This window comes from Nocardioides sp. NBC_00368 (assembly GCF_036090055.1).
Classification (GTDB): Bacteria; Actinomycetota; Actinomycetes; order Propionibacteriales; family Nocardioidaceae; genus Nocardioides.
The window spans coordinates 4,426,309-4,446,884 of record NZ_CP107970.1 but is presented as its reverse complement, the minus strand read 5'-3'; the positions used below and the strand labels follow the sequence as shown (position 1 = coordinate 4,446,884).

At 68.9% G+C, this 20,576-nt stretch carries 20 protein-coding genes; 9 read left to right on the top strand and 11 right to left on the bottom strand.

Translation table 11 applies throughout. The features are described from left to right. Positions 1-36 precede the first annotated feature (36 nt). The gene (locus OG984_RS21175) at positions 37-1,542 is read right to left on the bottom strand and encodes a tripartite tricarboxylate transporter permease (protein WP_328528161.1); all 1,506 of its coding nucleotides are present in this window, start codon (positions 1,540-1,542) and stop codon (positions 37-39) included. Positions 1,543-1,546: 4 nt separating this feature from the next. After that, positions 1,547-2,119, bottom strand: coding sequence for a tripartite tricarboxylate transporter TctB family protein (locus tag OG984_RS21170; RefSeq protein WP_328528160.1), 573 nt, complete (start codon positions 2,117-2,119; stop codon positions 1,547-1,549). 125 nt (positions 2,120-2,244) lie between these two features. On the opposite strand from OG984_RS21170, the gene OG984_RS21165 reads away from it, so the two are divergent. Next, positions 2,245-3,003, top strand: a complete 759-nt coding sequence (locus OG984_RS21165) for an IclR family transcriptional regulator (RefSeq protein ID WP_008355401.1) — start codon at positions 2,245-2,247, stop codon at positions 3,001-3,003. Positions 3,004-3,018: 15 nt separating this feature from the next. Further along, positions 3,019-3,669 (top strand): class I SAM-dependent methyltransferase, encoded by a 651-nt coding sequence (locus OG984_RS21160; protein ID WP_328528159.1) that lies wholly within the window; start codon positions 3,019-3,021, stop codon positions 3,667-3,669. Here OG984_RS21160 and OG984_RS21155 read toward each other — a convergent pair. Genes OG984_RS21155 through OG984_RS21140 form a run of 4 tightly spaced genes read right to left on the bottom strand, consistent with a single transcriptional unit; the run spans position 3,666 to position 8,134 of the window. Continuing rightward, a complete protein-coding gene (locus OG984_RS21155; protein WP_328528158.1) occupies positions 3,666-5,174 on the bottom strand; it encodes a flavin-containing monooxygenase in 1,509 nt (502 codons plus the stop codon). The two genes, OG984_RS21160 and OG984_RS21155, sit on opposite strands and share 4 nt — an antisense overlap. Further along, the gene (locus OG984_RS21150; protein ID WP_328528157.1) at positions 5,171-5,977 is read right to left on the bottom strand and encodes an alpha/beta fold hydrolase; all 807 of its coding nucleotides are present in this window, start codon (positions 5,975-5,977) and stop codon (positions 5,171-5,173) included. Before OG984_RS21150 ends, OG984_RS21155 begins: the two co-directional genes overlap by 4 nt. 1 nt (position 5,978) lies before the next feature. Beyond that, positions 5,979-6,956 carry an AurF N-oxygenase family protein gene (locus tag OG984_RS21145; protein WP_328528156.1) on the bottom strand — a complete coding sequence of 326 codons (978 nt, stop codon included), beginning with the start codon at positions 6,954-6,956 and terminating at the stop codon, positions 5,979-5,981. 20 nt (positions 6,957-6,976) lie between these two features. Then, positions 6,977-8,134, bottom strand: coding sequence for an acyl-CoA dehydrogenase family protein (locus OG984_RS21140; protein WP_328528155.1), 1,158 nt, complete (start codon positions 8,132-8,134; stop codon positions 6,977-6,979). A gap of 103 nt (positions 8,135-8,237) precedes the next feature. Here OG984_RS21140 and OG984_RS21135 point away from each other — a divergent pair, with 103 nt between their 5' ends. The 4 genes from OG984_RS21135 (at position 8,238) to OG984_RS21120 (ending at position 13,414) form a co-directional block, all read left to right on the top strand. Next, the gene (locus OG984_RS21135; RefSeq protein WP_328528154.1) at positions 8,238-8,915 is read left to right on the top strand and encodes a TetR/AcrR family transcriptional regulator; all 678 of its coding nucleotides are present in this window, start codon (positions 8,238-8,240) and stop codon (positions 8,913-8,915) included. A gap of 74 nt (positions 8,916-8,989) precedes the next feature. Next, a complete protein-coding gene (locus OG984_RS21130) occupies positions 8,990-9,430 on the top strand; it encodes an iron chaperone (protein ID WP_328528153.1) in 441 nt (146 codons plus the stop codon). A 416-nt stretch (positions 9,431-9,846) separates the two neighbouring features. Continuing rightward, positions 9,847-12,819: a family 16 glycoside hydrolase gene (locus tag OG984_RS21125; RefSeq protein WP_328528152.1), complete on the top strand. Its 2,973-nt coding sequence runs from the start codon at positions 9,847-9,849 to the stop codon at positions 12,817-12,819. Between the two features lie 106 nt (positions 12,820-12,925). Further along, a complete protein-coding gene (locus OG984_RS21120) occupies positions 12,926-13,414 on the top strand; it encodes a GNAT family N-acetyltransferase (RefSeq protein ID WP_328528151.1) in 489 nt (162 codons plus the stop codon). On the opposite strand, the gene OG984_RS21115 is transcribed toward OG984_RS21120, so the two are convergent. After that, on the bottom strand, positions 13,411-14,343 hold the full coding sequence (locus OG984_RS21115) for an AraC family transcriptional regulator (RefSeq protein WP_328528150.1): 933 nt from the start codon (positions 14,341-14,343) through the stop codon (positions 13,411-13,413). The genes OG984_RS21120 and OG984_RS21115 overlap by 4 nt on opposite strands. 177 nt (positions 14,344-14,520) lie before the next feature. Here OG984_RS21115 and OG984_RS21110 point away from each other — a divergent pair, with 177 nt between their 5' ends. From OG984_RS21110 to OG984_RS21100, 3 genes are read left to right on the top strand one after another with little or no spacing between them, the layout of a single operon-like run. Then, positions 14,521-14,865 (top strand): putative quinol monooxygenase, encoded by a 345-nt coding sequence (locus OG984_RS21110; RefSeq protein ID WP_328528149.1) that lies wholly within the window; start codon positions 14,521-14,523, stop codon positions 14,863-14,865. A 5-nt stretch (positions 14,866-14,870) separates the two neighbouring features. Continuing rightward, the gene (locus tag OG984_RS21105; RefSeq protein ID WP_328528148.1) at positions 14,871-15,860 is read left to right on the top strand and encodes an alpha/beta hydrolase; all 990 of its coding nucleotides are present in this window, start codon (positions 14,871-14,873) and stop codon (positions 15,858-15,860) included. After that, positions 15,860-17,128, top strand: coding sequence for a low temperature requirement protein A (locus tag OG984_RS21100; RefSeq protein ID WP_328528147.1), 1,269 nt, complete (start codon positions 15,860-15,862; stop codon positions 17,126-17,128). Before OG984_RS21105 ends, OG984_RS21100 begins: the two co-directional genes overlap by 1 nt. On the opposite strand, the gene OG984_RS21095 is transcribed toward OG984_RS21100, so the two are convergent. From OG984_RS21095 to dnaB, 4 genes are all read right to left on the bottom strand, one after another. After that, positions 17,097-17,375 (bottom strand): DUF6510 family protein, encoded by a 279-nt coding sequence (locus tag OG984_RS21095; protein WP_328528146.1) that lies wholly within the window; start codon positions 17,373-17,375, stop codon positions 17,097-17,099. The genes OG984_RS21100 and OG984_RS21095 overlap by 32 nt on opposite strands. Positions 17,376-17,420: 45 nt before the next feature. Then, complete coding sequence (locus OG984_RS21090) at positions 17,421-18,122, bottom strand: ferredoxin reductase (RefSeq protein WP_328528145.1); 702 nt, start codon at positions 18,120-18,122, stop codon at positions 17,421-17,423. Positions 18,123-18,148: 26 nt separating this feature from the next. Then, positions 18,149-18,748 (bottom strand): sulfite oxidase-like oxidoreductase, encoded by a 600-nt coding sequence (locus tag OG984_RS21085; protein ID WP_328528144.1) that lies wholly within the window; start codon positions 18,746-18,748, stop codon positions 18,149-18,151. A 117-nt stretch (positions 18,749-18,865) separates the two neighbouring features. Further along, positions 18,866-20,296 carry a replicative DNA helicase gene (gene dnaB, locus OG984_RS21080; protein WP_328528143.1) on the bottom strand — a complete coding sequence of 477 codons (1,431 nt, stop codon included), beginning with the start codon at positions 20,294-20,296 and terminating at the stop codon, positions 18,866-18,868. Between the last annotated feature and the right edge of the window lie 280 nt (positions 20,297-20,576).

Here is a 20,576-nt window from a genome sequence, read left to right as displayed (position 1 = left end):
GGTGATGACCTTTCGTTTCGTGGAGGGAGGGGTGGGTCAGACTTCGGCGTCGGTGGGCAGCCCTGCCTTTCTCTTCAGGCCGGCGCTGAACACGGACGCGGCGAGGACCGCGAGGGCGACCAGGAGGAACACCAGCGACAGCGGACGGTCGACGAAGATCCCGAAGTCGCCCTGCGAGATCTGCAGGGACTCCCGCAGCGCGCTCTCGATGAACGGACCGAGGATGAGCGTGAGGACCAGCGGCGCGAGCGGCAGGTGCACCTGTCGGAAGACGAAGCCGACGATGCCGAAGAACACCATCACGTAGATGTCGATGACGCTGTTGTTGACGGCGTACGAGCCGATCACGATGAAGGCGAAGATCACCGCGCGCAGGACCGAGTAGGGGATCGCGAGGATCCTGGTCCAGAGCCCGACCATCGGGACGTTGAGCACCAGCAGGAGCAGGTTGCCGACGAACAGGCTCGCGATGACGGTCCAGACCAGGTCCGGCGCCTCGGTGAAGAGCTGTGGTCCGGGGGTGAGCCCGTTCTGCAGGAAGGCGCCCATGAGCACCGCGATCGCCGGCGAGGCCGGGATGCCCAGGGTGAAGAGCGGGATGAACGCGGCGTTGCTGTGCGAGTTGTTGGCGGTCTCGGGAGCGGCCACGCCCTCGATCGCGCCGCTGCCGAGCTCGTCGCGGTGGCGCGAGACCTTCTTCTCCGTGCTGTAGGCCAGCAGCGACGAGATCGCCGCGCTCACGCCGGGGATGAGTCCGATGACGGTGCCGATCGACGCACCTCGTCCGATCGCCGGTGCGGCCCGGCGGAGGTCGGTCCGCGTCGGGAGCAGCTGGCGAAGCGTCGGGGCCGTGGGCTTGGGAGCCGCGCCGCCGCTGGTGGCGAGCAGCTCGCCGAGCCCGAAGATGCCGACCAGGACCGGTACGTAGCTGATGCCGTCGAAGAAGTGCGGCTGGTCGAAGGTGAACCGGGGCAGGCCCATGACCGGGTCGATGCCGACCATCGCGATCAGCAGGCCGAGGCAGGCCGAGATGAGCCCCTTGAGGACCGACCGCCCCACCAGGCCGACGAGCAGGGCCAGGCCGATGAGCACCAGGGAGAAGAACTCCGGTGGCCCGATCCGCAGACCCAGCTCCGAGAGCGGCTTCGCCGCCACGACGAGCGCGAGGGTGGCGACGGTGCCGCCGATGAACGAGCCGATCCCGGCCGTCGCCAGTGCTGCTCCGGCCCGGCCTCGCAACGTCATCTGATAGCCGTCGATGCAGGTGATCGCCGACTCGCCCTCGCCCGGGATGTTCAGCAGGACGCTGGTGATCGTCCCGCCGTACGCGCCGCCGTAGAAGATCGCGGCCAGCATGATGATCGCGCTCGTCGGGTCCATGGTCAGGGTGAGCGGGATCAGGATCGCCATGCCGGCGGTCGAGCCGATGCCCGGCAGGATGCCCAGGATCGTGCCCAACAGGCAGCCGATCAGGGCGAAGAGCAGGTTCTGCGGCGTCAGCGCGGAGGCGAAGCCGTCGAGGAGTGCGGTGAAGGAGTCCATGACCTCACAGCCCCAGGTCGCGCAGGAACGGGATGCCGGAGACCGGTAGCGGGACCGTCAGCAGCCGGGTGAAGGCGTAGAAGACGCCGAAGCTCCCGATCAGCGCGATGACCAGCGACTGCAGCGGCCCACGGCGCCCGACCACCAGCAGGTGGAAGAGCAGGAAGACCAGCATGCTGACCTGGTAGCCGACCAGCTCGAGGCAGGCCGCGAGCACGCACAGACTCACCAGGATGGCCAGCACGGTCGGGAGGGAGTAGTCGGGCGTCTCCTCCTCGTCGGCGGCCGGCCTGTTCGGGTTCTCGGGGGTCTCGGGACGGAGACGTGCGCGCAGCTCCTGGCCGAACCAGACGAGTCCCAGCACGACCAGGAGCACGCCGAGCCAGACCGGGAAGAAGCCTGGCCCGGGCCCGAGGTCGTCCCAGTAGCCGAGGGAGCGCGAGCCGATGAACGCGGCCGCTCCGATCGCGACGACGAGCGCCGCGACGAGCAACGGCAGGACGGACCTGCGTCGCTCGTCGGCGGTCGCTGGACCGCCTGCCGCCGTGGAGGCGGGGATGTTGGTGTTGTCGCTCATTCTTCTCATTCTGTGATAAGGTGTATCACGGCATGAGGAACTATCCGTGACGGTCGTCACCCTGTCAAGCCCCCGGGGTCGGGGGTGCGAGGATTCGATGCGTCGCGACGAAACGGAGGAGGCACGTGAGCGAGGAGAAACCGGCAAGCACGATGCGGTCTCTGGAGAGAGCCATCGACGTCCTCGAGGTCCTCGAGGCGACGCGTACGCCGCTGCGACTGAGCGAGGTCGCACGCCGAGCCGGCCTGCACGTCGCCACGACCCAGCGCATCCTCAACGCGCTCGAGGCACGCGGTCGTGTCGAACAGGACGGCACCGGCTATCGAACGGGTGTCGCGATGCTTTTCGGGGCGCACGCCTACCTGGCCACCAATCGGCTGGCCGCCACCGCGCCGATGATCCTGCAGCAGCTCGCCGCCGCCACCGGACTCACCGCGTCCGTATTCGTCCGCGCCGGCTCGTCGCGCGCCGTGATCGCGCGGGTCGAGGGCAGCGACCCGTTGCGCTACGTCCTCCCGATCGGCGAGCGGCTGCCGCTCCACCTCGGTGCGGGCAAGGTCATCGCCGCCTACATGGATCCCGAGGATCTCGAGTCAGTGCTCGGCGGGATCGACGAGTTCACCCGGGCCGACGGGACCCGGGTCTCGCTCGAGGACTTCCGCCGTGAGCTCGAGGAGATCCGGCAGCGCGGCTGGGTCGCGTCCCACGACGAACGCGTGGTGGGCGCATCCTCGGTCGGGGCACCCCTGATCAGCGCCGACGGCGAGTTCCTCGCGGCGATCCAGGTCGCCGGCCAGACCACCAACCCCGCCTTCGCCGACCCCACTCCCCTCGGCCACGAGGTGCGCCAGGCGGCAAGCGCCCTCGCCTCGCGCGTGGGCTGACCAGGAGCCGCCGCGATGCCCGACGACTGGCTGAACCAGACCCGCGAGTCCTACGACACGGACGCCGCCGGCTACGCCGAGAAGGTACGCGGCCTGCTGGACGACCGCCCCTACCTGCGTGCGGGGCTGGCCGTCTTCGCCGAGACCGTGCGGGACGGCGGCGGTGGGCCGGTGGCCGACGTCGGCTGCGGCCCCGGGTACGTCACCCGCCACCTGCACGACCTCGGAGTCGACGCCTTCGGGATCGACCTCTCCCCCGAGATGATCGCGATCGCGCGGCACGACCACCCGGATCTCGGGTTCGAGGTCGGGTCGATGACCGATCTCCCGCTGGCGGACGGATCCGTGGGCGGCGTACTCGCCTTCTGGTCCGTCATCCACATCCCCGACGCGGCGGTGCCAGGGGTCTTCGCGGAGTTCCGGCGGGTGGTGCGGCCCGGCGGGCCGGTGCTGGTCGGGTTCCACGTCGGCGACGAGACCCGGCGCTCCACCACCGGCTACGCCGGGCGCCCGATCAACGTCGACAGCCACCGGCGCCGGCCCGAGCAGGTCTCCCGGTGGCTGCGCGAGGCCGGCTTCGACATCGAGGCCGAGCTCCTGATGCGGCCGGACGACGAGGTCCCGGGCGCCATCGTCTTCGCCCGGGCACCGCTCGCCGGGCTCTAGGCGGGCACCCCCTCGACCACCGGCGCCGACGCCGGCACGGTCCGCGACGTGAACCGGAGGTTCGGGTCGTCGACGGAGCGGAGCCGCAGCTCGCGGGTGTCGTAGAGGTAGTCCTGCCGGATCTGCCACGGGGCCCGCTTGCCCTGGCGGGGCATCACGGCGTCGCCGCGCTGGATGTAGCCCGACCGCATCGAGGCACCCATCACGGAGACCTCCTCGCGATCATCGTCCGCCGCCTCAGCCACCACCTGGCCGTAGCCGTTGCGGGCCATGTGCTTGAGCAGGCGGCACAGGTACGCACCGGCGAGATCGGCCTTCAGCGTCCAGGACGCGTTGGTGTAGCCCATCACGATCATCGCGTTGGGCATGCCCTCGACCAGGGTGCCCTTGTAGAGCATCCGGTCGCGGGTGTCGACCGGCTCGCCGTCGACCTCGACGCGCATGCCGCCGAGCAGCTGGATCTTGAGTCCGGTCGCGGTGACGACGATGTCGGCGGGGATCTCCTCACCCGACGCCAGCCGGATCCCGGTCTCGGTGAAGGTGTCGATCGTGTCGGTGACGATCGAGGCCTCGCCGCGCCGCAGGACGGAGAACAGGTCACCGTTCGGCACCACGCACAGTCGCTCGTCCCAGGGGTTGTAGCTCGGCTCGAAGTGCTTCATGTCCACCTCGCTGCCGACCTGGGCACGGATCGCGGCGAGGATCGCCTTCCGGGCGGCCTTGGGCGCGGTGCGACAGAACCGGTACATGCCCTGCTGCAGCAGGATGTTGCGTACGCGGCCGGTGCCGTAGACCGCCCCGCTCGGCACCTTGAGCAGGTTGAACGCGGCCGAGACCGGGTCATCGGCCGGGACCGGCATGACGTACGTCGGCGAGCGCTGCAGCATCGTGACGTGCTCGGCCTTCTCGGCCAGGTTCGGAACCAGGGTGATCGCGGTGGCGCCGCTGCCGATGACGACCACGCGCTTGCCGGTGTGGTCGAGGTCCTCGGGCCAGTGCTGCGGGTGGACGAGCTCGCCCTGGAACCGGTCCTCACCAGGGAAAACGGGTCGATGGCCCTGGTCGTAGTCGTAGTAGCCGGTCGCGCCGACGAGGAAGTGACTCGTCCACTCCTCCGTCTCCCCGGTGCTCTCGTCGAGCGCCGTGGTGGTCCACAGACCACGTTCGCTGGACCAGGAGGCGGCGACGACCTTGCGGCCGAAGTGGGTGTGCCGGGTGACGCCGTACTCGTCCGCCGTCTCCTCGATGTAGCGCTTGATGCTCGGGCCGTCGGCCAGCACCTTCGTGCCGTGCCACGGCCGGAACCCGTAGCCGAAGGTGAACATGTCCGAGTCCGAGCGGATCCCGGGGTAGCGGAACAGGTCCCAGGTGCCGCCCATCGCGGTGCGCCGCTCGAGGATGGCGTACGTCCGCCCGGTCCGTTCGCGGGTCAGCTGGCTGGCGACGCCCACGCCGGACAGGCCGGCCCCGACGATGAGCACGTCGACGTGGCGGTGGGTGGTCATGCGGTCCTCCGGAGGTCCGTGCTCGTGTCCTGGGTGGTCGCCAGGATGGTGTCGGCGATCAGGTCGGGGTCGTCCGCCATCGGCACGTGCCCGCAGCCGGGCAGCTCGACGTGACGGGCTCCGGGCAGGCGCACCCGAGCCTGGCCGGCCTGGTAGGGACGCAGGACCCGGTCCTTGCTGCCCCAGGCGATCGTGATCGGCACGTCCGCCGGCACGGCGCCGTCGAAGAGGTAGCCGCCGCGGATGATGTCGCGCACGGCCTGCTTGGAGTCCAGCATGTTCCGCAGGTCCTCGTACGCCGCCTCCGGCGTGATCAGCGTCGGCCGGGCGCTCGCCCAGCTGAGACCGAGCGTCCGGCCCCAGGGGTGACGCAGCAGCCACGGCGCGACCGGCTTCAGCACGCCCGAGGTCGCGACGACCGAGGCGAACAGCGCCCGTACGTAGGCGAACTCGACGTCGTTGCGCCAGAAGCCGGCCGGGGAGATCGCGGTGACGCTCCGGGCGAGCCCGTGCTTGCTCATCTCCAGGGCAACCAGCGCACCGAGGCTGTTGCCCACCACGTGCGGGCGCTCCAGGCCGGCCGCCGCCATGAACTCCTCCAGCGGCTCGATCAGCGCCTGCCGCGGCGAGCGGCCGTCGGTCACGTGAGCCGGCGACTCGCCATGTCCCGGCAGGTCCACGAGGAACACCTCGTGGTGCTCGGCGAGCCGGTCGACGACCGGGTGCCAGGCCTGGCGGCGGTGACCGATGCCGTGGATCAGGAGCAGCGGCTCGCCCGAGCCGCTGCTCTCGTACGCCAGCACGTCAGACCGCCGCGTTGGAGGGCTCCGCGCGGAAGCGCGCCGCCCGCCCGTCGATGCCGAGGGCCCGCCAGACCAGCTTGGCCGGCCCCTTGCGGATGCCCAGGTTGTCGGCCAGGAGGCGTACGTCCGAGAAGAGGTCGCGCAGGAGCTTCTCGGAGTCCTCGGACTTCCACCAGATCTCCTTGGCGACGTCCTTCGGGATGCCCATGTCCTCGCGCGCCTGCTTGCTCGGCACCATGATCACGTCGCACAGGAGTCGCATGACGACCGGGAACAGGTAGGTCAGCGCGCGCCGCTTGAGCGGGTTCATCCGCGCCCAGTGGTGCTCGAGGTACTGGTGCGCGAAGCCGATGTGCCGCGCCTCCTCGGCGATGTGGATCTGCATGACGCGGTCGATCAGCGGGTGGCTGCCGCCGGCCCGCATGATGCTCTTCTGCAGGTGGTCGATCGGCTCCTCGCCACCGAGGATGCCGACGAAGAAGATCTCCGGGAACCAGGTCCCGGCCGACGTCACCAGCGGAGCCAGCCAGGCGAACCATCCCGGTGCACCGGCGACGCCATCGACACCTGCGTTCTCCACGAACCGGTTGACCGACTCCTGGAACATCTGGATGTGATGGGTCTCCTCGGTGACCTCGTGCATCGCATAGCGGAACTCGGGGTTGCCGTCCTTCGCCAGGATCAGGTGGTGCATCACCCCGGCGATGAGCACCTGCTCGAACTGGCGCCCGACCTTCGCGATCTGCGCGTAGCGGTAGACGCCGACCTGGATCTGCCGCTCCTTCGAGAGCGACTTGTACCACTCGTGACGGCCGATCTCGTCGGCGTCGGTGAGGATGAAGCGCTCGTCGTTCGGGTCGAGGTGGAACTCGGGGTCGTCCCAGGCGATGTCCTTGAACGCCTGGAAGTGCTGGTCCACCGACGCCTCCGAGAGCGTCCGCAGGGTGTCGTGGTAGGACTGCTTCGTCGTCGTCTTCATGACGACCTCCTTCGTGGTTCTCATCGGGTGGGGACCGGAAGGGATCGGCTGATGATCTCCTTCATGATCTCGGTGGTGCCGGCGTAGATGCGCTGGACGCGGAGGTCGGTGAAGGCGCGGGCGATCGGGTACTCCTCCATGAACCCGTAGCCGCCGAAGAGCTGGAGGCACTTGTCGACGACGATGCCGGCGCGCTCGGAGCTCCAGTACTTGGCCATCGCGGCGGTCGGGATGTCGAGCTCACCCTTGACGTGCAGCTCGACGCACTCGTCGATGAAGGAGCGCGCGACCCGGGCCTCGGTCGCGATCTCGGCCATCTCGAACTTGGTGTTCTGGAAGCCGAAGACCGGCCGGCCGAAGGCGGTGCGCTCGTTGACGTACCGCAGGGTCTCCTCGAAGCAGAACTCCATCGCCGCCACGCTGCCGACCGCGACGATCAGCCGCTCCTGCGGCAGCTGCATCATCAGCTGGACGAAGCCGTCGCCCTCCTTGTCCCCGAGCAGGTTCGACGCAGGGATGCGTACGTCGTCGAAGAAGAGCTCGCAGGTGTCCTGCCCCTTCATCCCGATCTTGTCGAGCACCCGGCCCCGGCGGAAGCCTTCGGCGTCGGTCGGGACGATGACCAGGGAGATCCCGGCGGCCGCCTCCTCGGGGTTGGTCTTCACCGCGACCAGGACCATGTCGGCCAGGAGGCCGTTGGTGATGAACGTCTTGGCGCCGTTGACGACGTACTCGTCGCCGTCCTTGATCGCCTTGGTGCGGATGCCCTGCAGGTCGGAGCCGGTGCCGGGCTCGGTCATCGCGATCGCGGAGACCACCTCGCCGGAGGCGAGCTTCGGCAGCCACTCGTTCTTCTGCTCCTCCGTGCCGTACGCCAGCAGGTAGTGGGCCACGATCCCGCTGTGCAGCGAGGCGCCGAAGGACGTGTCGCCGACTCGGGCCTGCTCCTCGATCAGCACGGCCTCGTGGGCGAAGGTGCCACCGCCACCGCCGTACGCCTCCGGGATCGAGAGGCACAGCAGGCCCAGCTCACCGGCCTTGCGCCACAGGTCACGGTCGACGTGCTTGTCGGCGATGTAGGTGTCGATGTTCGGCTTGACCTCCTTCTCGAAGAAGGTCCGGGCAAGGTCGCGTAGGTCGTCGAGGTCCTGGTCCATCCAGGGCGAGCGGCGGGACATGCGTGGCCTTTCGGTGGTGGGTACATGATGTATCAAGGACATGGTGTCCCACTTATTCGCTGGATACAAGGTGTAGCCGGTGATGTCTCGCTAGGGTGACGATGTGGTTGACGTGGTGAAGTGGGTGGATTCCACGGTCCGGCGCCGTTCCGCGAAGGAGGCGCTCGACAACGACGCACGCCGCGCCCAGGTGGTCGAGGCGGCCGTCGAGGCGATCGAGGAGCGCGGGCCCGACGTCGGCATGGCCCAGGTCGCCGAGCGCGCGGGCCTCCCCCGCCCGAACGTCTACCGGCACTTCGCCAGCAAGGAGCAGCTCGACGCCGAGGTCGTCCGGTTCGCGTCGACCGAGCTGATCCGCCGCGTACGCCCTCATCTCGCCCGTGCCGGGACCCCGCATGAGGTCGTCGGCGGCATCCTCGAGTCCTGCGTCGCCTGGGCCGACGAGCACCCGAACCTCTACCGGTTCGTCGCCGCACAGCACCAGACCAGGGCCCTGCACCGGGCCCGGATGGGACGCAACCGCTTCCTCGACGAGCTCATCGACGCGATGGGCTCCTACCTGCGCGCCTCCGACATCAGCGACACTCCCTCGGACGGCATCCTCGCCGGCCTGATGGGCATGGTCGACGCCAGCATCATCTGGTGGCTCGACCACCACGACGAGACCCGGGACCAGCTCATCGGCCGACTCACCCGGCAGGTGGTCGTGGTGCTCATCGACATGCTCGACGACCTCGGGCTCGAGGTCCGCGAGGACATGGTCTACACGCCCCTCGACTGATCAGGAACGAAGAAGCGTACGTGCTCCGGACTTTCTAGGCTCGTCTCAACAGACCGACCAGGAAGGAAAGACCAATGGCGAACAGCAGCACATTCACCGAGGAAGAGAAGGCCGCCATGAAGGAGGCGGCCGCCGAGCGGAGGACGGCCGCCAAGCGGGGCAGCGGCAGCAAGAAGGCCGAGGCGGACCTCGCCGACTGCCTCGCGAAGATCGAGGCGATGGACGACAACGATCGCGCCATCGGCGAGACGCTCCACCGGGTCGTCACCACGCACGCCCCCGACCTGGCGCCGAAGACCTGGTACGGCATGCCCGCGTACGCGAACGCCGACGGCAAGGTCGTGGTCTTCTACAAGTGCGCCGGGAAGTTCAAGATGCGCTATGCCGAGCTCGGTTTCCAGGAGTGGGCGAACCTCGACGACGGCGACATGTGGCCGACCGTCTTCGCCGTGACGACCATGACCCCGGCCGTCGAGAAGAAGCTCACCGAGCTGGTGAAGCGGGCCGTCCGGTAACGGGCCTGCTGGTGCCGGTCGATGCCCAACCGCGCCGGAAGAGCCGCCACCGACGGCTTCGCCGATCGTCGGTGGGCGCCGCCTGCTGAGCCCGGGCGGTACGCGATCTACGCCGGTCAGCCCATGCGGCCGGGGTCGCGCGGCATCGTGATCAGTGGCGGCCCCGCCGGCGGTTCGTAGCGGCTCGCGGCCGTCGACCAGCACCTCGACCGGCTCTTCGAGGCGACGCCCTGAACCGCAAAGTCGTCGCCTCCGCACATTTCCAACTTACTTGCGAAAGTTCCAAAACTTCTTGACGAAGTCTCACGGGATCCCTACCTTCTGATGTGACTCACGCCACATCTCTAGCGGAGGCCCCCATGATCCATGTCCCCCCGTCCAGGGCCGTGCTTGGCCCACTAGTCGGTCTGTCAGTCGTGGCCGCGCTGATCGGCAGCGGCCCCGCGGCCGCCGCGGAGGAGGCGGAGCTGCCACCACAGGAGCCCGGCGTCACGCTGCGCACCTATGACATGAGCCGCCCGATCGAGCAGCTGTGCACGCTGCGAGCGGGCCAGACGCCCAACGTCGACAAGCTCACCTCGGTCATCGACTACGACTCGCCGGAGGACTTCGGCCTCGCCGAGCGGTTCATCTCGCACGCCCTGGCCAACCTGCGCATCGATGCTGCCGGGACGTACGACTTCCGGTTGATCAGCGACGACGGCTCCCGGCTGGTCATCGACGACTCGGAGGTCATCAACCACGACGGTCTGCACGGGGAGACCGCCAAGGACGGTTCCGTCAGCCTGAGCGAGGGCTACCACGACCTGCGCGTGGAGCACTTCGAGAACGGCGGCGGCGAGGTGCTGCGCCTGCAGTGGCGTCCGCCGGGCGCCGGTGACTTCTCGCTGGTGCCGACCGACGTCCTGAGCACCGAGGCCGGGGTGGTGCGGGTGACCGCGCCGGGCACGAAGTACTGCGAGGGCCAGAACGACACCGCCGGCGACGGGATGCAGCTGGACAGCGTCCACCCGGGGTACGACCTGACCGACCTGCGGCCGGAGGGCTTCGAGCCGATGGTGTCCGCGCTGGACTGGGCGCCGGACGGCCGGCTGGCCGTGGTGACCTCCGGGTCGGTGAGCCCGTCGGGCTGGGTGGAGAACCCCGAGCCGGGCGAGATCTTCTTCCTCAGCAACGCCCGCACCGCCGGCGGACCCGAGGACGTCGAGGTGGAGAAGGTCGCGACCGACCTGTTCAACCCGATGGGCGTGGCCGTCATCGGCGAGTCGATCTTCGTCTCCGAGCGCGACCAGCTCACCGAGCTGACCGACCCCGATGGGGACGGCTTCTACGACAGCCGCCGGAAGGTGGCGGAGTGGCCCTTCGGTGAGAACTTCCACGAGTTCGCCTTCGGCCTCCTCCACGACGAGGAGAACTTCTACGTCAACCTCTCCGTCGCCATCAACTTCGGCGGCGCGACCACCGACCCGCAGCCGGCACGCAACCGCGGCACGACGCTGAAGATCTCCCGCAAGACCGGTGAGGTCACCTACGTCGCGGGCGGGCTGCGTACGCCCAACGGGATGATGCGCGGACCCGGCGGCGACCTGTTCGTGATGGACAACCAGGGCGCCTGGCTGCCCAGCTCCAAGCTGGTGCACGTCAAGCCCGGCAGGTTCTTCAACCACTACACCAACCCGGCCGGCCCGTTCGACGAGAAGCCGGTCACCGGCCCGGCCCTGTGGGTGCCGCAGAACGAGATCGGCAACTCCCCGAGCAGCCCGATGATGCTGGAGAAGGGCGCGTACGCCGGTCAGATGATCTTCGGCGACGTCACCTACGGCGGCCTGCAGCGCGGCTTCCTGGAGAAGGTCGAGGGCGAGTACCAGGGCGCTGTCTTCCGCTGGTCCGCCGGTCTCGAGGCGGGCGTGAACCGCACCCTGCTCGGCCCCGACGGGTCGATCTACGTCGGCGGCATCGGCGAGGCCGGCAACTGGAGCGAGCCGGGCAAGCTCCGCTACGGCCTGCAGCGGATGAGCCCGGCCGACGGCTCGGCGTTCGACATGCACCAGATGCGCGCCACCAGGAACGGCTTCGAGATCCGCTACACGAAGCCACTGTCGCAGGAGACGGTCGAGAAGATCGCCGCGGACCCGAACGCCGCGTTCCGGATGACCCACTGGCGCTACGCGCCGCGGCCGACGTACGGCGGCCCGAAGGTCGACGAGCGTCCCCTGTTCGTCTCTGGCGCCGAGGTGTCCGCCGACCGCACCTCGGTGAAGCTCACCGTCGACGGCCTGGAGGAGGGCCGGGTCGTGCACCTGCGCTCGCCGCGGCCGTTCACCAGCGAGGGCGGGAAGGAGCTGTGGAACACCGAGGCGTGGTACACGCTCAACTCGATTCCCGGCTACGAGTCGCCGGCCGACCGGGGTTATCTCGAGGCCGAGCAGGCGACCCTGAAGGGCAGCGCCAACGTCGCGGTCGAGCACAACGGCTACTCCGGCTCCGGGTTCGTGGACGGCTTCGGCACCGTCGGCGCCTCGGTCACCTTCGACGCGAAGGTCGCTCGCGCCGGGACGTACCCGGTCCGGCTGCGCTACGCCAACGGCCCCGACCCGGCGCCCGGCACGAAGCGGGTCTCGGTCTACCTCAACGGCACCGAGGTCGACCCGTGGGCGCTGGAGTCCACGGGCGACTGGCAGACCTGGGGCACCGCGACCCGGCCGATGAGGCTGAAGGCCGGCGTCAACCGGATCACCCTTCGCTATGAGGAAGGTGATGAGGGGAACGTCAACTTCGATGTGCTCAAGGTCGGCGGCGGCGAAGACGTCTGTACGCCGAAGCGACCCGCCCCGGGCTACACGTCGCTCTTCGACGGAACCCTGGCCTCCCTGGCCTCGTGGCGGATGGCCGGCCCGGGCTCGTTCGGTCGGCAGGACGACTGCTCGCTGCGTACGACCAACGGTCTGGGCCTGCTGTGGTACGCCGAGCAGGAGTTCAGCGAGTACAGCCTGAAGCTCGACTGGAAGCTGCTCCGCGACGACAACGGCGGCGTCTTCATCGGCTTCCCCAACCCCGGCAACGACCCGTGGGTCGCGGTGAACCAGGGCTACGAGGTCCAGATCGACGCCAGCGACGCCCCGGACCGGACCACCGGTGCCATCTACACCTTCCAGGGAGCCGACCCGGAGGCCGTCGCGGCCGCCCTCAAGCCGGTCGGGTCGTGGAACTCGTACGACATCCGCGTCGAGGGCTCGACCGTCAAGATCTTCCTCAACGGGACCCTGGTGAACGACTTCACCAGCACCGACCCCGCCCGCGACCTCGCCGGCTTCGTCGGCATGCAGAACCACGGCGGAGGTGAGACCGTCTACTACCGCAACGTCCAGGTGAAGGACCTCACCGACTGACCCTGGTCCCACGCCGCGCCGGCGTGAGCGCCCTCCTCCCACGTGCAGGGGCGCTCACGCCGGCGCACGCTCGTGCGTGGCCACCCCACCAGCGACACTTGGGCGCATGAGTTTCTCGATCCGCAGCGGGTCCATCGGCGACGTGACTCACTGCGTCGATCTGTGGACACGGGTGATCGCCGCCCGAGACGGGTCGGACGCCGCCGCCGAGGCTGCGCGGCGAGCGCGAGTGGCGTTCGCGGAGCCGACCGTACGCTTCGCCGTCGTCGGGTCAGCTCCTGACGGCTTCGCGCTCACTCTCACCAGGAAGACCGGCGTCGCGCTGCTGTCCCGGCTCTGCGTCGACCCCTCGGTCGGTTCGCGCGGCTTGGGCGCGGCCTTGGTCGCCGACGCCGCCGACCGTGCGCGGGATGCCGGGTTCCAGTCCATCGAGCTCGATGTCAGGGAGACGAACGTACGCGCCATCGCGCTCTACGAGCGTGCAGGCTTCGCCGCTGTCTCCGAGCCATGGGAGTACGACGACGGCGATCGCGTCGTGACGTGGTCTCTCGATCTGACGATAGCGAAGCCTTCCGAGTGGGGTAGACCGACCTAACGAGGGCGACCAGCGAGGAGATCGTCGGTGTCGTCGATCTCCGTCCCACTCCGCAGTCGGCTGGTGTCGCGACCGGGGGCCTCGCCGTAGCGACGGCGGTACTCGCGGTTGAACTGGGTGGCGCTGTCGTAGCCGACGCGGTGGGCGACCGTCGCGACGTCGTCGGCTCCCGAGACCAGGAGCAGTCGTGCCTGGTGGAGCCGGATCTGCTTCTGGAACTGGATCGGGCTGAGCGCCGTGATGCCCTGGAACTTGCGGTGGAAGGCGGAGACGCTGAGCCCGCAGCTGCCGGCGAGCTCGTCGACGCGGAACGGTTCGGCGTAGTTCTCGGTGATCCACCGCACCGCGCGGCTGATCTGAGTGGTGCAGCTGTCGGCGACCCCGATCTGCGCGAGGTTCGCTCCGAGCGGGCCGGTGAGCAGTCGCCAGAGGATCTCCCGCTCCGCCATCGGCGCGAGCACCGCCCGATCCTGCGGCCGGTCGACGAGGCGCACCATCCGCAGGACGGCGTCGATCAGCTCGGGCTCGGCGTCGGCGACACCGATCGCAGGAGGGGCAGCACTGTTCCGTACGGCCACCACCCCCGGTGGCGCCTCCAGCAGCAGTGACGCGATGGCGGCGGGCCGCAGCACCAGTCCGAATCCGAGTGCGGGCCGGTCCGGAGAGGCCTCGCTGTAGTGACCGGTGATCGGGACGTCGACGGAGGCGACGAGGTACTGCCCGGGACCGTACTCGAGGACGCGATCGCCCACCGAGATCCGCTTGCGCCCCTGGGAGATCAGCGCGAAGACCGTACCGGAACCGTTGGTCGACGGTGCCTCCACCGCATCGGCGCGGGCGAGCAGCATCCCGTCGATCGGGGTCGTCTGGTCGGGCCGGGCGTGCTTCTCGATGCGTCGGCGCAGCTCTTCGAGCGGGGTGTCGGTCACCTGACGAAGGTACGTCGCCAACCTGGCTGTCGTCGCCTGGTTCTGCTTCTTCGAGCAGGATCAGGCAATCATCTGCGATGTCTGGTCTCACGCCGCGGAAGCCCGGACTGGTTCGCTGAACGGGTCGAAAGCCCCGCACCGATCGGTGCGGAGCACACCACCCGAAAGGCGACAGCGATGAACATCGAGTACGGATTCCAGGCCACCATGACCGCCAAGGAGGGGAAGGCGGACGAGCTCGTCGAGCTCCTGCTCTCCGGTCCCACCGCCGGACCCTCCGCGCACGAGGGCTGCCTCGTGTTCCTGGTCAGCCGGTCGGCCACCCAGCCCGAGGTGGTCCACCTCGTAGAAGGCTGGGTGAGCGAAGAGGTGCACCACGCCGTCTTCGACGACCCCGAGTCGCAGGGCTACATCGCCCGCTTCGCAGAGCTCGTCGCCGACTCGACGTACGCCGACTTCGTCCCGCTGGGCGGCAAGGCAATCCTTCCCCCGGCCCTGTCCCCGTCCGCCACCGGCCGGTGACCGCCATGGACAACGCAGCCACGATGACGACCGCTCGGCCGAACCTCGATCCGGAGCTCGGCGCCCTGCTCGCCGACATGCCCGAGGTTCCTCCCCTCAGCGCGGAGAACCTTCCCATGATCCGCCCGTTCGCGACCGTCGACGCCGAGGTGGCGCTTGCCGGGCACGATCTGAACAGACGCGACGTCACCGTCCCCAGCTTTGACGGCGCGCCTCTCCCCCTCACCATCCTCGCCCCGGCGAGAGGCGGCGAACCCGGCACGGCGGCCCCGTGCATCTACTGGGTGCACGGAGGCGGAATGGTCATGGGTGACCGCTTCTCCCAGATCGACATCCCGCTCGACTGGCTCGAAAGCTTCGGCGCCACCGTGGTGTCGGTCGGCTACCGCCTCGCGCCCGAGGCATCGGGGGCGACGCTCGTGGAGGACTGCTATGCCGGCCTCAGCTGGGTGGCCTCGCACGCGGACGAGCTCGGCATCGATCCCGCTCGGATCATCGTTGCCGGTACGAGCGCGGGTGGCGGGCTCGCGGCCGGCACCACCCTGCTGGCGCGCGATCGGCGAGGTCCGGCGATCGCGGCTCAGGTCCTGATCTGCCCCATGCTCGACCATCGCAACACGACGGAGTCCAGCCGCCAGTTCACGGGTCCCGGTGTCTGGTCCCGTGAGGCGAACGAGTTCGGTTGGCGATCGGTCCTCGGCGACCTCGCCGACGGCGACGTTCCCGGCTACGTCTCGCCTGCACTCGCCGAGGATCTCGCCGGGCTGCCGACCACCTATGTCGACGCGGGTAGTGCCGAGGTCTTCCGCGACGAGAACGTCGCGTACGCCTCCCGCATCTGGGCCGCGGGCGGGCAGGCCGAGCTCCACGTCTGGGCCGGCGGCTTCCACGGTTTCGATGCCCTCTTCCCCCAGGCCCAGGTGTCGCAGGCAGCACGAGCCGCCCGAAGCGACTGGCTCGCGCGCGTACTCCGAGACCCGAGGATCACGAGCTGATGGCCGGCGCACTCGCGCACCGTCGGCGCAGCCTGGTGGGTCGCTCACCGACGGAGCAGCACCGATCGGCCACCCCGCTGGAGCTGCTGTACGACCTGGTGTTCATCGTCGCCTTCGGACAAGCGGCCGACGAGCTGGCGCACCACGTCGCGGCGGGCCGGCCAGCTGTGGGGGTCGTCGGATTCTGCCTCGGGGTCGTTCTGATCTCGTGGGCCTGGGGCAGCTACACCTGGTTCGCATCGGCGTACGACGAGGACGACTGGATCTGCCGGGTCACCACCATGGTGCAGATGGTCGGCGTCGGCATCGTCGCGCTCGGTCTGCCCGAGATGTTCGCCCCGCTCGCCGGGGCCGAGGACGGCGGCTACGGCATCGTGGTCGGCGGCTACGTCGTGATGCGCGTGCCGATGGCCGTCCAATGGTTGCGGGCGGCCCGCAACGATCCGGTACGTCGGCCGGCACTGATGACGTACTTCTGGACCATCGCCCTCGCTCAGGCCGGATGGACGTTCCTCGTCGCGGCCGCCCTCCCGCTACCCGCTGCGGCAGTCGTCGGGGTGGCGCTGCTCGCGATCGAGACGGTCGGGCCGGTGATCGCGCAGCGCGGGAAGGGCGGGACTCCCTGGAACGCCGACCACGTCGCGGAGCGCTACGGGCTGCTCGTCATCGTCGCCCTCGGCGAGGTCGTCCTCGGCACGATCGCCGCGGTGTCGGCGACAGTGCACGGTCCCGCCGGCTGGAGCATCGATGCGGCCGTGACCGCGACCGCGGGGATCGGGCTCGCGCTCGCGATGTGGTGGATGTACTTCACCGTCCCCTCAGCACTCGTCCTCCGAGTCCACCGGGAGCGGGTGTTCTTCTGGTCCTACGGGCACCACGTCATCGTCGGCGCGATCGTGGCCGTCGGTGCCGGCCTGCACGTCGCCGCCCTCCGCCTCGAGCACGACTCCGAGATCGGGGCCGTGCCCACCATCCTGACGGTCGCGATCCCCCTGGTGATCTTCGTCTGGATGCTCTACGCCCAGTGGAGCACCCTGGTCAGAAGCGGCAACCGTCGTCACGTCGGCCTGATCATCGGCACCTCGGCAGTGACCGTCCTGGCCGTCGTCCTGGTCGCAGCGGGCGTCTCCATCGCCGTGGGCCTGGCGGTGATCGCGGTCGCGGCCGTGATTCCCATTGCGGGATTCGAGCTCGTCGGGCACCGCGATCTCGCGGCCGCCCTCGCCCCGCACGCTCTCAACGGATCGGAACGTCGACCGTCGATGTGAAGTGGAACGAGGTGGCTCCGCCGAGGTCGAGCCAGGTGCCTGAGGGCGTCGTCGCCACGCGGATGACGTATTCGGTGCACCCTGGGCAGCGGCCCACGAGGCCCGGCTCGGGCCCGTAGACGACGAGCTGGGCCAGCGTCGTCGACAGCCCACAGGCTCGGCACCGCACCTGGGCGGTGGTGGCTTCGGCGGTGAAGATGTCGGCGAGCGGTCCTGCTAGCGCGTTGCCGTCACGGTGTTCGCTCATGACAGGGTTTCCTTTCCATGACTCGTGGTGCAGTGGTCTCGTCGCTCACCGGCCGCCGAAACGTTCGGTGCGGATCCGGTCGGCATGGTGCCCGGCTGCGAGCAGGTGGTTCGCCGCTTCTTCGACGAAACCGGTGGGACCGCAGATGAAACAGGTCGGCGTTGCCCCCGACGTCCGGCTGCTTCCGTCGTCGAGATCGTTCTGGCGGAGTCGACCTGGCGGACGCGTCTCGGTCGGGGGTGCGGTGCGTGTGTACAGCCACGTCACCGAAGGCCCTCCGGCCTGGGCTGCGAGCCGGGTGAGCTCGTCTCCGTAGATGCGATCCTGCGGGGTTCGTACGGAGTGGATGAGGTGAAATGGTGTCTGGATGTCGGCTTCATCGCGAGCACGGATCATGGACATGAGGGGAACGACGCCCGATCCGCCCGCGACGAGCAGAACGGGCGAAGGGTCGTCCTGATCCCACACGAACCAGTTGCCGAGAGGGCCTCGGACCTCGAGCTCGTCGCCGATCATGGCGATGTCGGTGAGGAAGGCAGAGACCTCGCCTCCGGGCAGGCGCTGCACGGTGATCTCGATGACGCAGTCGTCGGCCGGCGCTGCGAGTGAGTAGCTGCGTACGGCCTGGTACCCGTCCGGGGCGGTCAGCCGCACATCGACGTGCTGCCCGGGCAGGTGGCCACTCCATTCGTCGACCCGCAGGGACAAGGTGTGGGCCGTGGCCGTCTCCGCGCGACTTCCGGTCACGGTGGCGCTCTGCCAGCGCCGCGCTCCTAGTCGCCCTGGTATCGCTGCTCGCGCCATGGGTCGCCGTAGTCGTGATAGCCGAGCGACTCCCAGAAGCCCGGGTCGTCGTCATCGACGAGATCGAGGCTCTTGATCCACTTGGCGGACTTCCAGAGGTACAGGTGCGGGACCAGAAGTCGAGCTGGTCCGCCGTGTTCGGCGGGAAGGTCGTCCCCGTCGTGTTCGTAAGCGATCCAGGCCTTGCCGTCGAGCAGGTCCTCGAGCGGAAGGTTCGTGGTGTAGCCGCCGTAGGAGCGAGCCAGCACATACTCGGCCGCGGTGTCGACGTCTGCCAGGAGATCGTCGATGGCGACACCTCTCCAGGTGGTGTCCAGTCGGCTCCAACGAGTCACGCAGTGGATGTCGACCGTGATGTCCTCCGCGGGCAGGGCCGTGAACTCGTCCCATGTCCAGGATCGCAGCGCCTGGTCTCCGTCCCTGACGCTGAACGTCCACTCGTCTCTTCGGATGGCGGGTGTCGGGCCGGCGGACAGCACTGGAAAGTCGTCGGTCAGGTATTGCCCAGGAGGCAGTCGGTCGTCCGTCGCAGGGTGCCTGCCCGTGAAGCCGCGCGTCACGTGCACCATCTCAAGCCACCTACCCTTCTCTCGAGGGTCAGCGGCCGTCGGGTGCCGCGCCCCATCGCAGCGTAGTTCCAAAGCTCGGCCCCCGTGGTGGGAACGAGCTCGGCGTCGCCCCAGGCGTCAGTGGGCCATGTCGACGAAGCGGCTGTAGTGACCCTGGAAGGCGACGACGAGGTCGCGGGTGGGGCCGTTACGGTGCTTGGCGATGATCACGTCGGCCTCGCCGGGGCGGGTCGACTCCTTCTCGTAGACGTCGTCGCGGTGGAGGAGGACGACCATGTCGGCGTCCTGCTCGAGCGATCCGGACTCACGGAGGTCGGAGACGGCCGGGCGCTTGTCGGCGCGCTGCTCGGAACCACGGTTGAGCTGGGAGAGCGCGATGATCGGGACCTCGAGCTCCTTGGCCAGCAGCTTGATCTGACGGGAGAACTCGGAGACCTCGAGCTGGCGGGACTCGACCTTCTTGCCGGAGCTCATCAGCTGGAGGTAGTCGATGACGATGAGCCGGAGATCGTGGCGCTGCTTGAGCCTTCGGGCCTTGCTGCGGATCTCCATCATCGTCATGTTGGGGCTGTCGTCGATGAACATCGGCGCGCTGGAGACCTCGCCCATCTTGCGGGCCAGCTTGTTCCAGTCGTCGTCGGACATGTTGCCGTTGCGGATGTGGTTGAGCGGCACCTTCGCCTCGGCGGAGAGGAGGCGCATGGTGATCTCGGAACGGCTCATCTCCAGGCTGAAGAAGACGCTGGTCAGGTTGTTGTGGATCGAGGCCGCCCGGCAGAAGTCGAGGGCCAGGGTCGACTTACCCATCGCGGGTCGGGCCGCGACGATGATCATCTGGCCGGAGTGGAAGCCGTTGGTGAGCTCGTCGAAGTCGGCGAAGCCGGTCGGGACGCCGTAGAGGCCGGCCTCGCGGTTGGAGATCGCCTCGATCTCGTCGAGGACGCCGTCCATGATGTCGGCGAGCGGGGAGTAGTCCTCACCGGAGCGCTTGTCGGTGAGCTTGAAGACCTCGGCCTGGGCCTCGTCGACGATGTTGTCGACCTCGCCCTCGCCCGCGTAGCCGATCTGCACGATCTTGGTGCCGGCCTCGACCAGGCGGCGCAGGACGGACTTCTCCCGGACGATCTCGCCGTAGTAGCCCGCGTTGGCCGCGATCGGGACGTTGGAGGCGAGCGTGTGCAGGTAGGGGGCGCCGCCGATGCGCTCCAGCTCGCCCTTGCGGCGCAGCTCGTCGGCGACGGTGACCATGTCGGCGGGCTCGCCGCGACCGTAGAGGTCGATGATCGCGTCGTAGATCGTCTCGTGCGTCGGGCGGTAGAAGTCGGTGCCGCGCAGCGTCTCGGAGACGTCGGCGATGGCGTCCTTCGAGATCAGCATCGAGCCGAGGACGGCCTGCTCGGCGGCCATGTCCTGCGGTGGGGTGCGGTCGTTGACCGCGCGCGGAGCGTTGCCCGGTTCGTACGCAGCGGGGCCGTCGCCCCACTCCTCGAAGGGCGGCTCCGGGAAGTCACCCGGACCGTCCATCGAGCCGGTCTCAGTGACGCTCATTCCCTTGCCCCTCCGTGGTCTGCGGATCGTCGCGGCGTGATCTCGGTCGGTCCGGTTCCCACGCTACGGGTGAGCACCGACAGTTCTGCTCGCGCAGTCCTGGGCCGACCCTCGACGACACCTCAAGTCTCCGCGACCCTACGTCGCAGACCACATCGGCGACAGGTGGTTATCCACAGGCCCTGGGGATAACCAGGGGATAGCGGTGGACGACACCCTGGTCAATGTGAACAGCCTGGGGAACTGGCTGTGCATAACTAGTGCAACACAATCGGTAAAG

Coding starts and splice junctions, on each gene's coding strand:
- OG984_RS21175 (WP_328528161.1), bottom strand. CDS start 1,542: ATGGACTCCTTCACCGCACTCCTCGACGGCTTCGCCTCCGCGCTGACG.
- OG984_RS21170 (WP_328528160.1), bottom strand. CDS start 2,119: ATGAGCGACAACACCAACATCCCCGCCTCCACGGCGGCAGGCGGTCCA.
- OG984_RS21160 (WP_328528159.1), top strand. CDS start 3,019: ATGCCCGACGACTGGCTGAACCAGACCCGCGAGTCCTACGACACGGAC.
- OG984_RS21155 (WP_328528158.1), bottom strand. CDS start 5,174: ATGACCACCCACCGCCACGTCGACGTGCTCATCGTCGGGGCCGGCCTG.
- OG984_RS21145 (WP_328528156.1), bottom strand. CDS start 6,956: ATGAAGACGACGACGAAGCAGTCCTACCACGACACCCTGCGGACGCTC.
- OG984_RS21140 (WP_328528155.1), bottom strand. CDS start 8,134: ATGTCCCGCCGCTCGCCCTGGATGGACCAGGACCTCGACGACCTACGC.
- OG984_RS21130 (WP_328528153.1), top strand. CDS start 8,990: ATGGCGAACAGCAGCACATTCACCGAGGAAGAGAAGGCCGCCATGAAG.
- OG984_RS21120 (WP_328528151.1), top strand. CDS start 12,926: ATGAGTTTCTCGATCCGCAGCGGGTCCATCGGCGACGTGACTCACTGC.
- OG984_RS21110 (WP_328528149.1), top strand. CDS start 14,521: ATGAACATCGAGTACGGATTCCAGGCCACCATGACCGCCAAGGAGGGG.
- OG984_RS21105 (WP_328528148.1), top strand. CDS start 14,871: ATGGACAACGCAGCCACGATGACGACCGCTCGGCCGAACCTCGATCCG.
- OG984_RS21100 (WP_328528147.1), top strand. CDS start 15,860: ATGGCCGGCGCACTCGCGCACCGTCGGCGCAGCCTGGTGGGTCGCTCA.
- OG984_RS21095 (WP_328528146.1), bottom strand. CDS start 17,375: ATGAGCGAACACCGTGACGGCAACGCGCTAGCAGGACCGCTCGCCGAC.
- OG984_RS21085 (WP_328528144.1), bottom strand. CDS start 18,748: ATGGTGCACGTGACGCGCGGCTTCACGGGCAGGCACCCTGCGACGGAC.
- dnaB (WP_328528143.1), bottom strand. CDS start 20,296: ATGAGCGTCACTGAGACCGGCTCGATGGACGGTCCGGGTGACTTCCCG.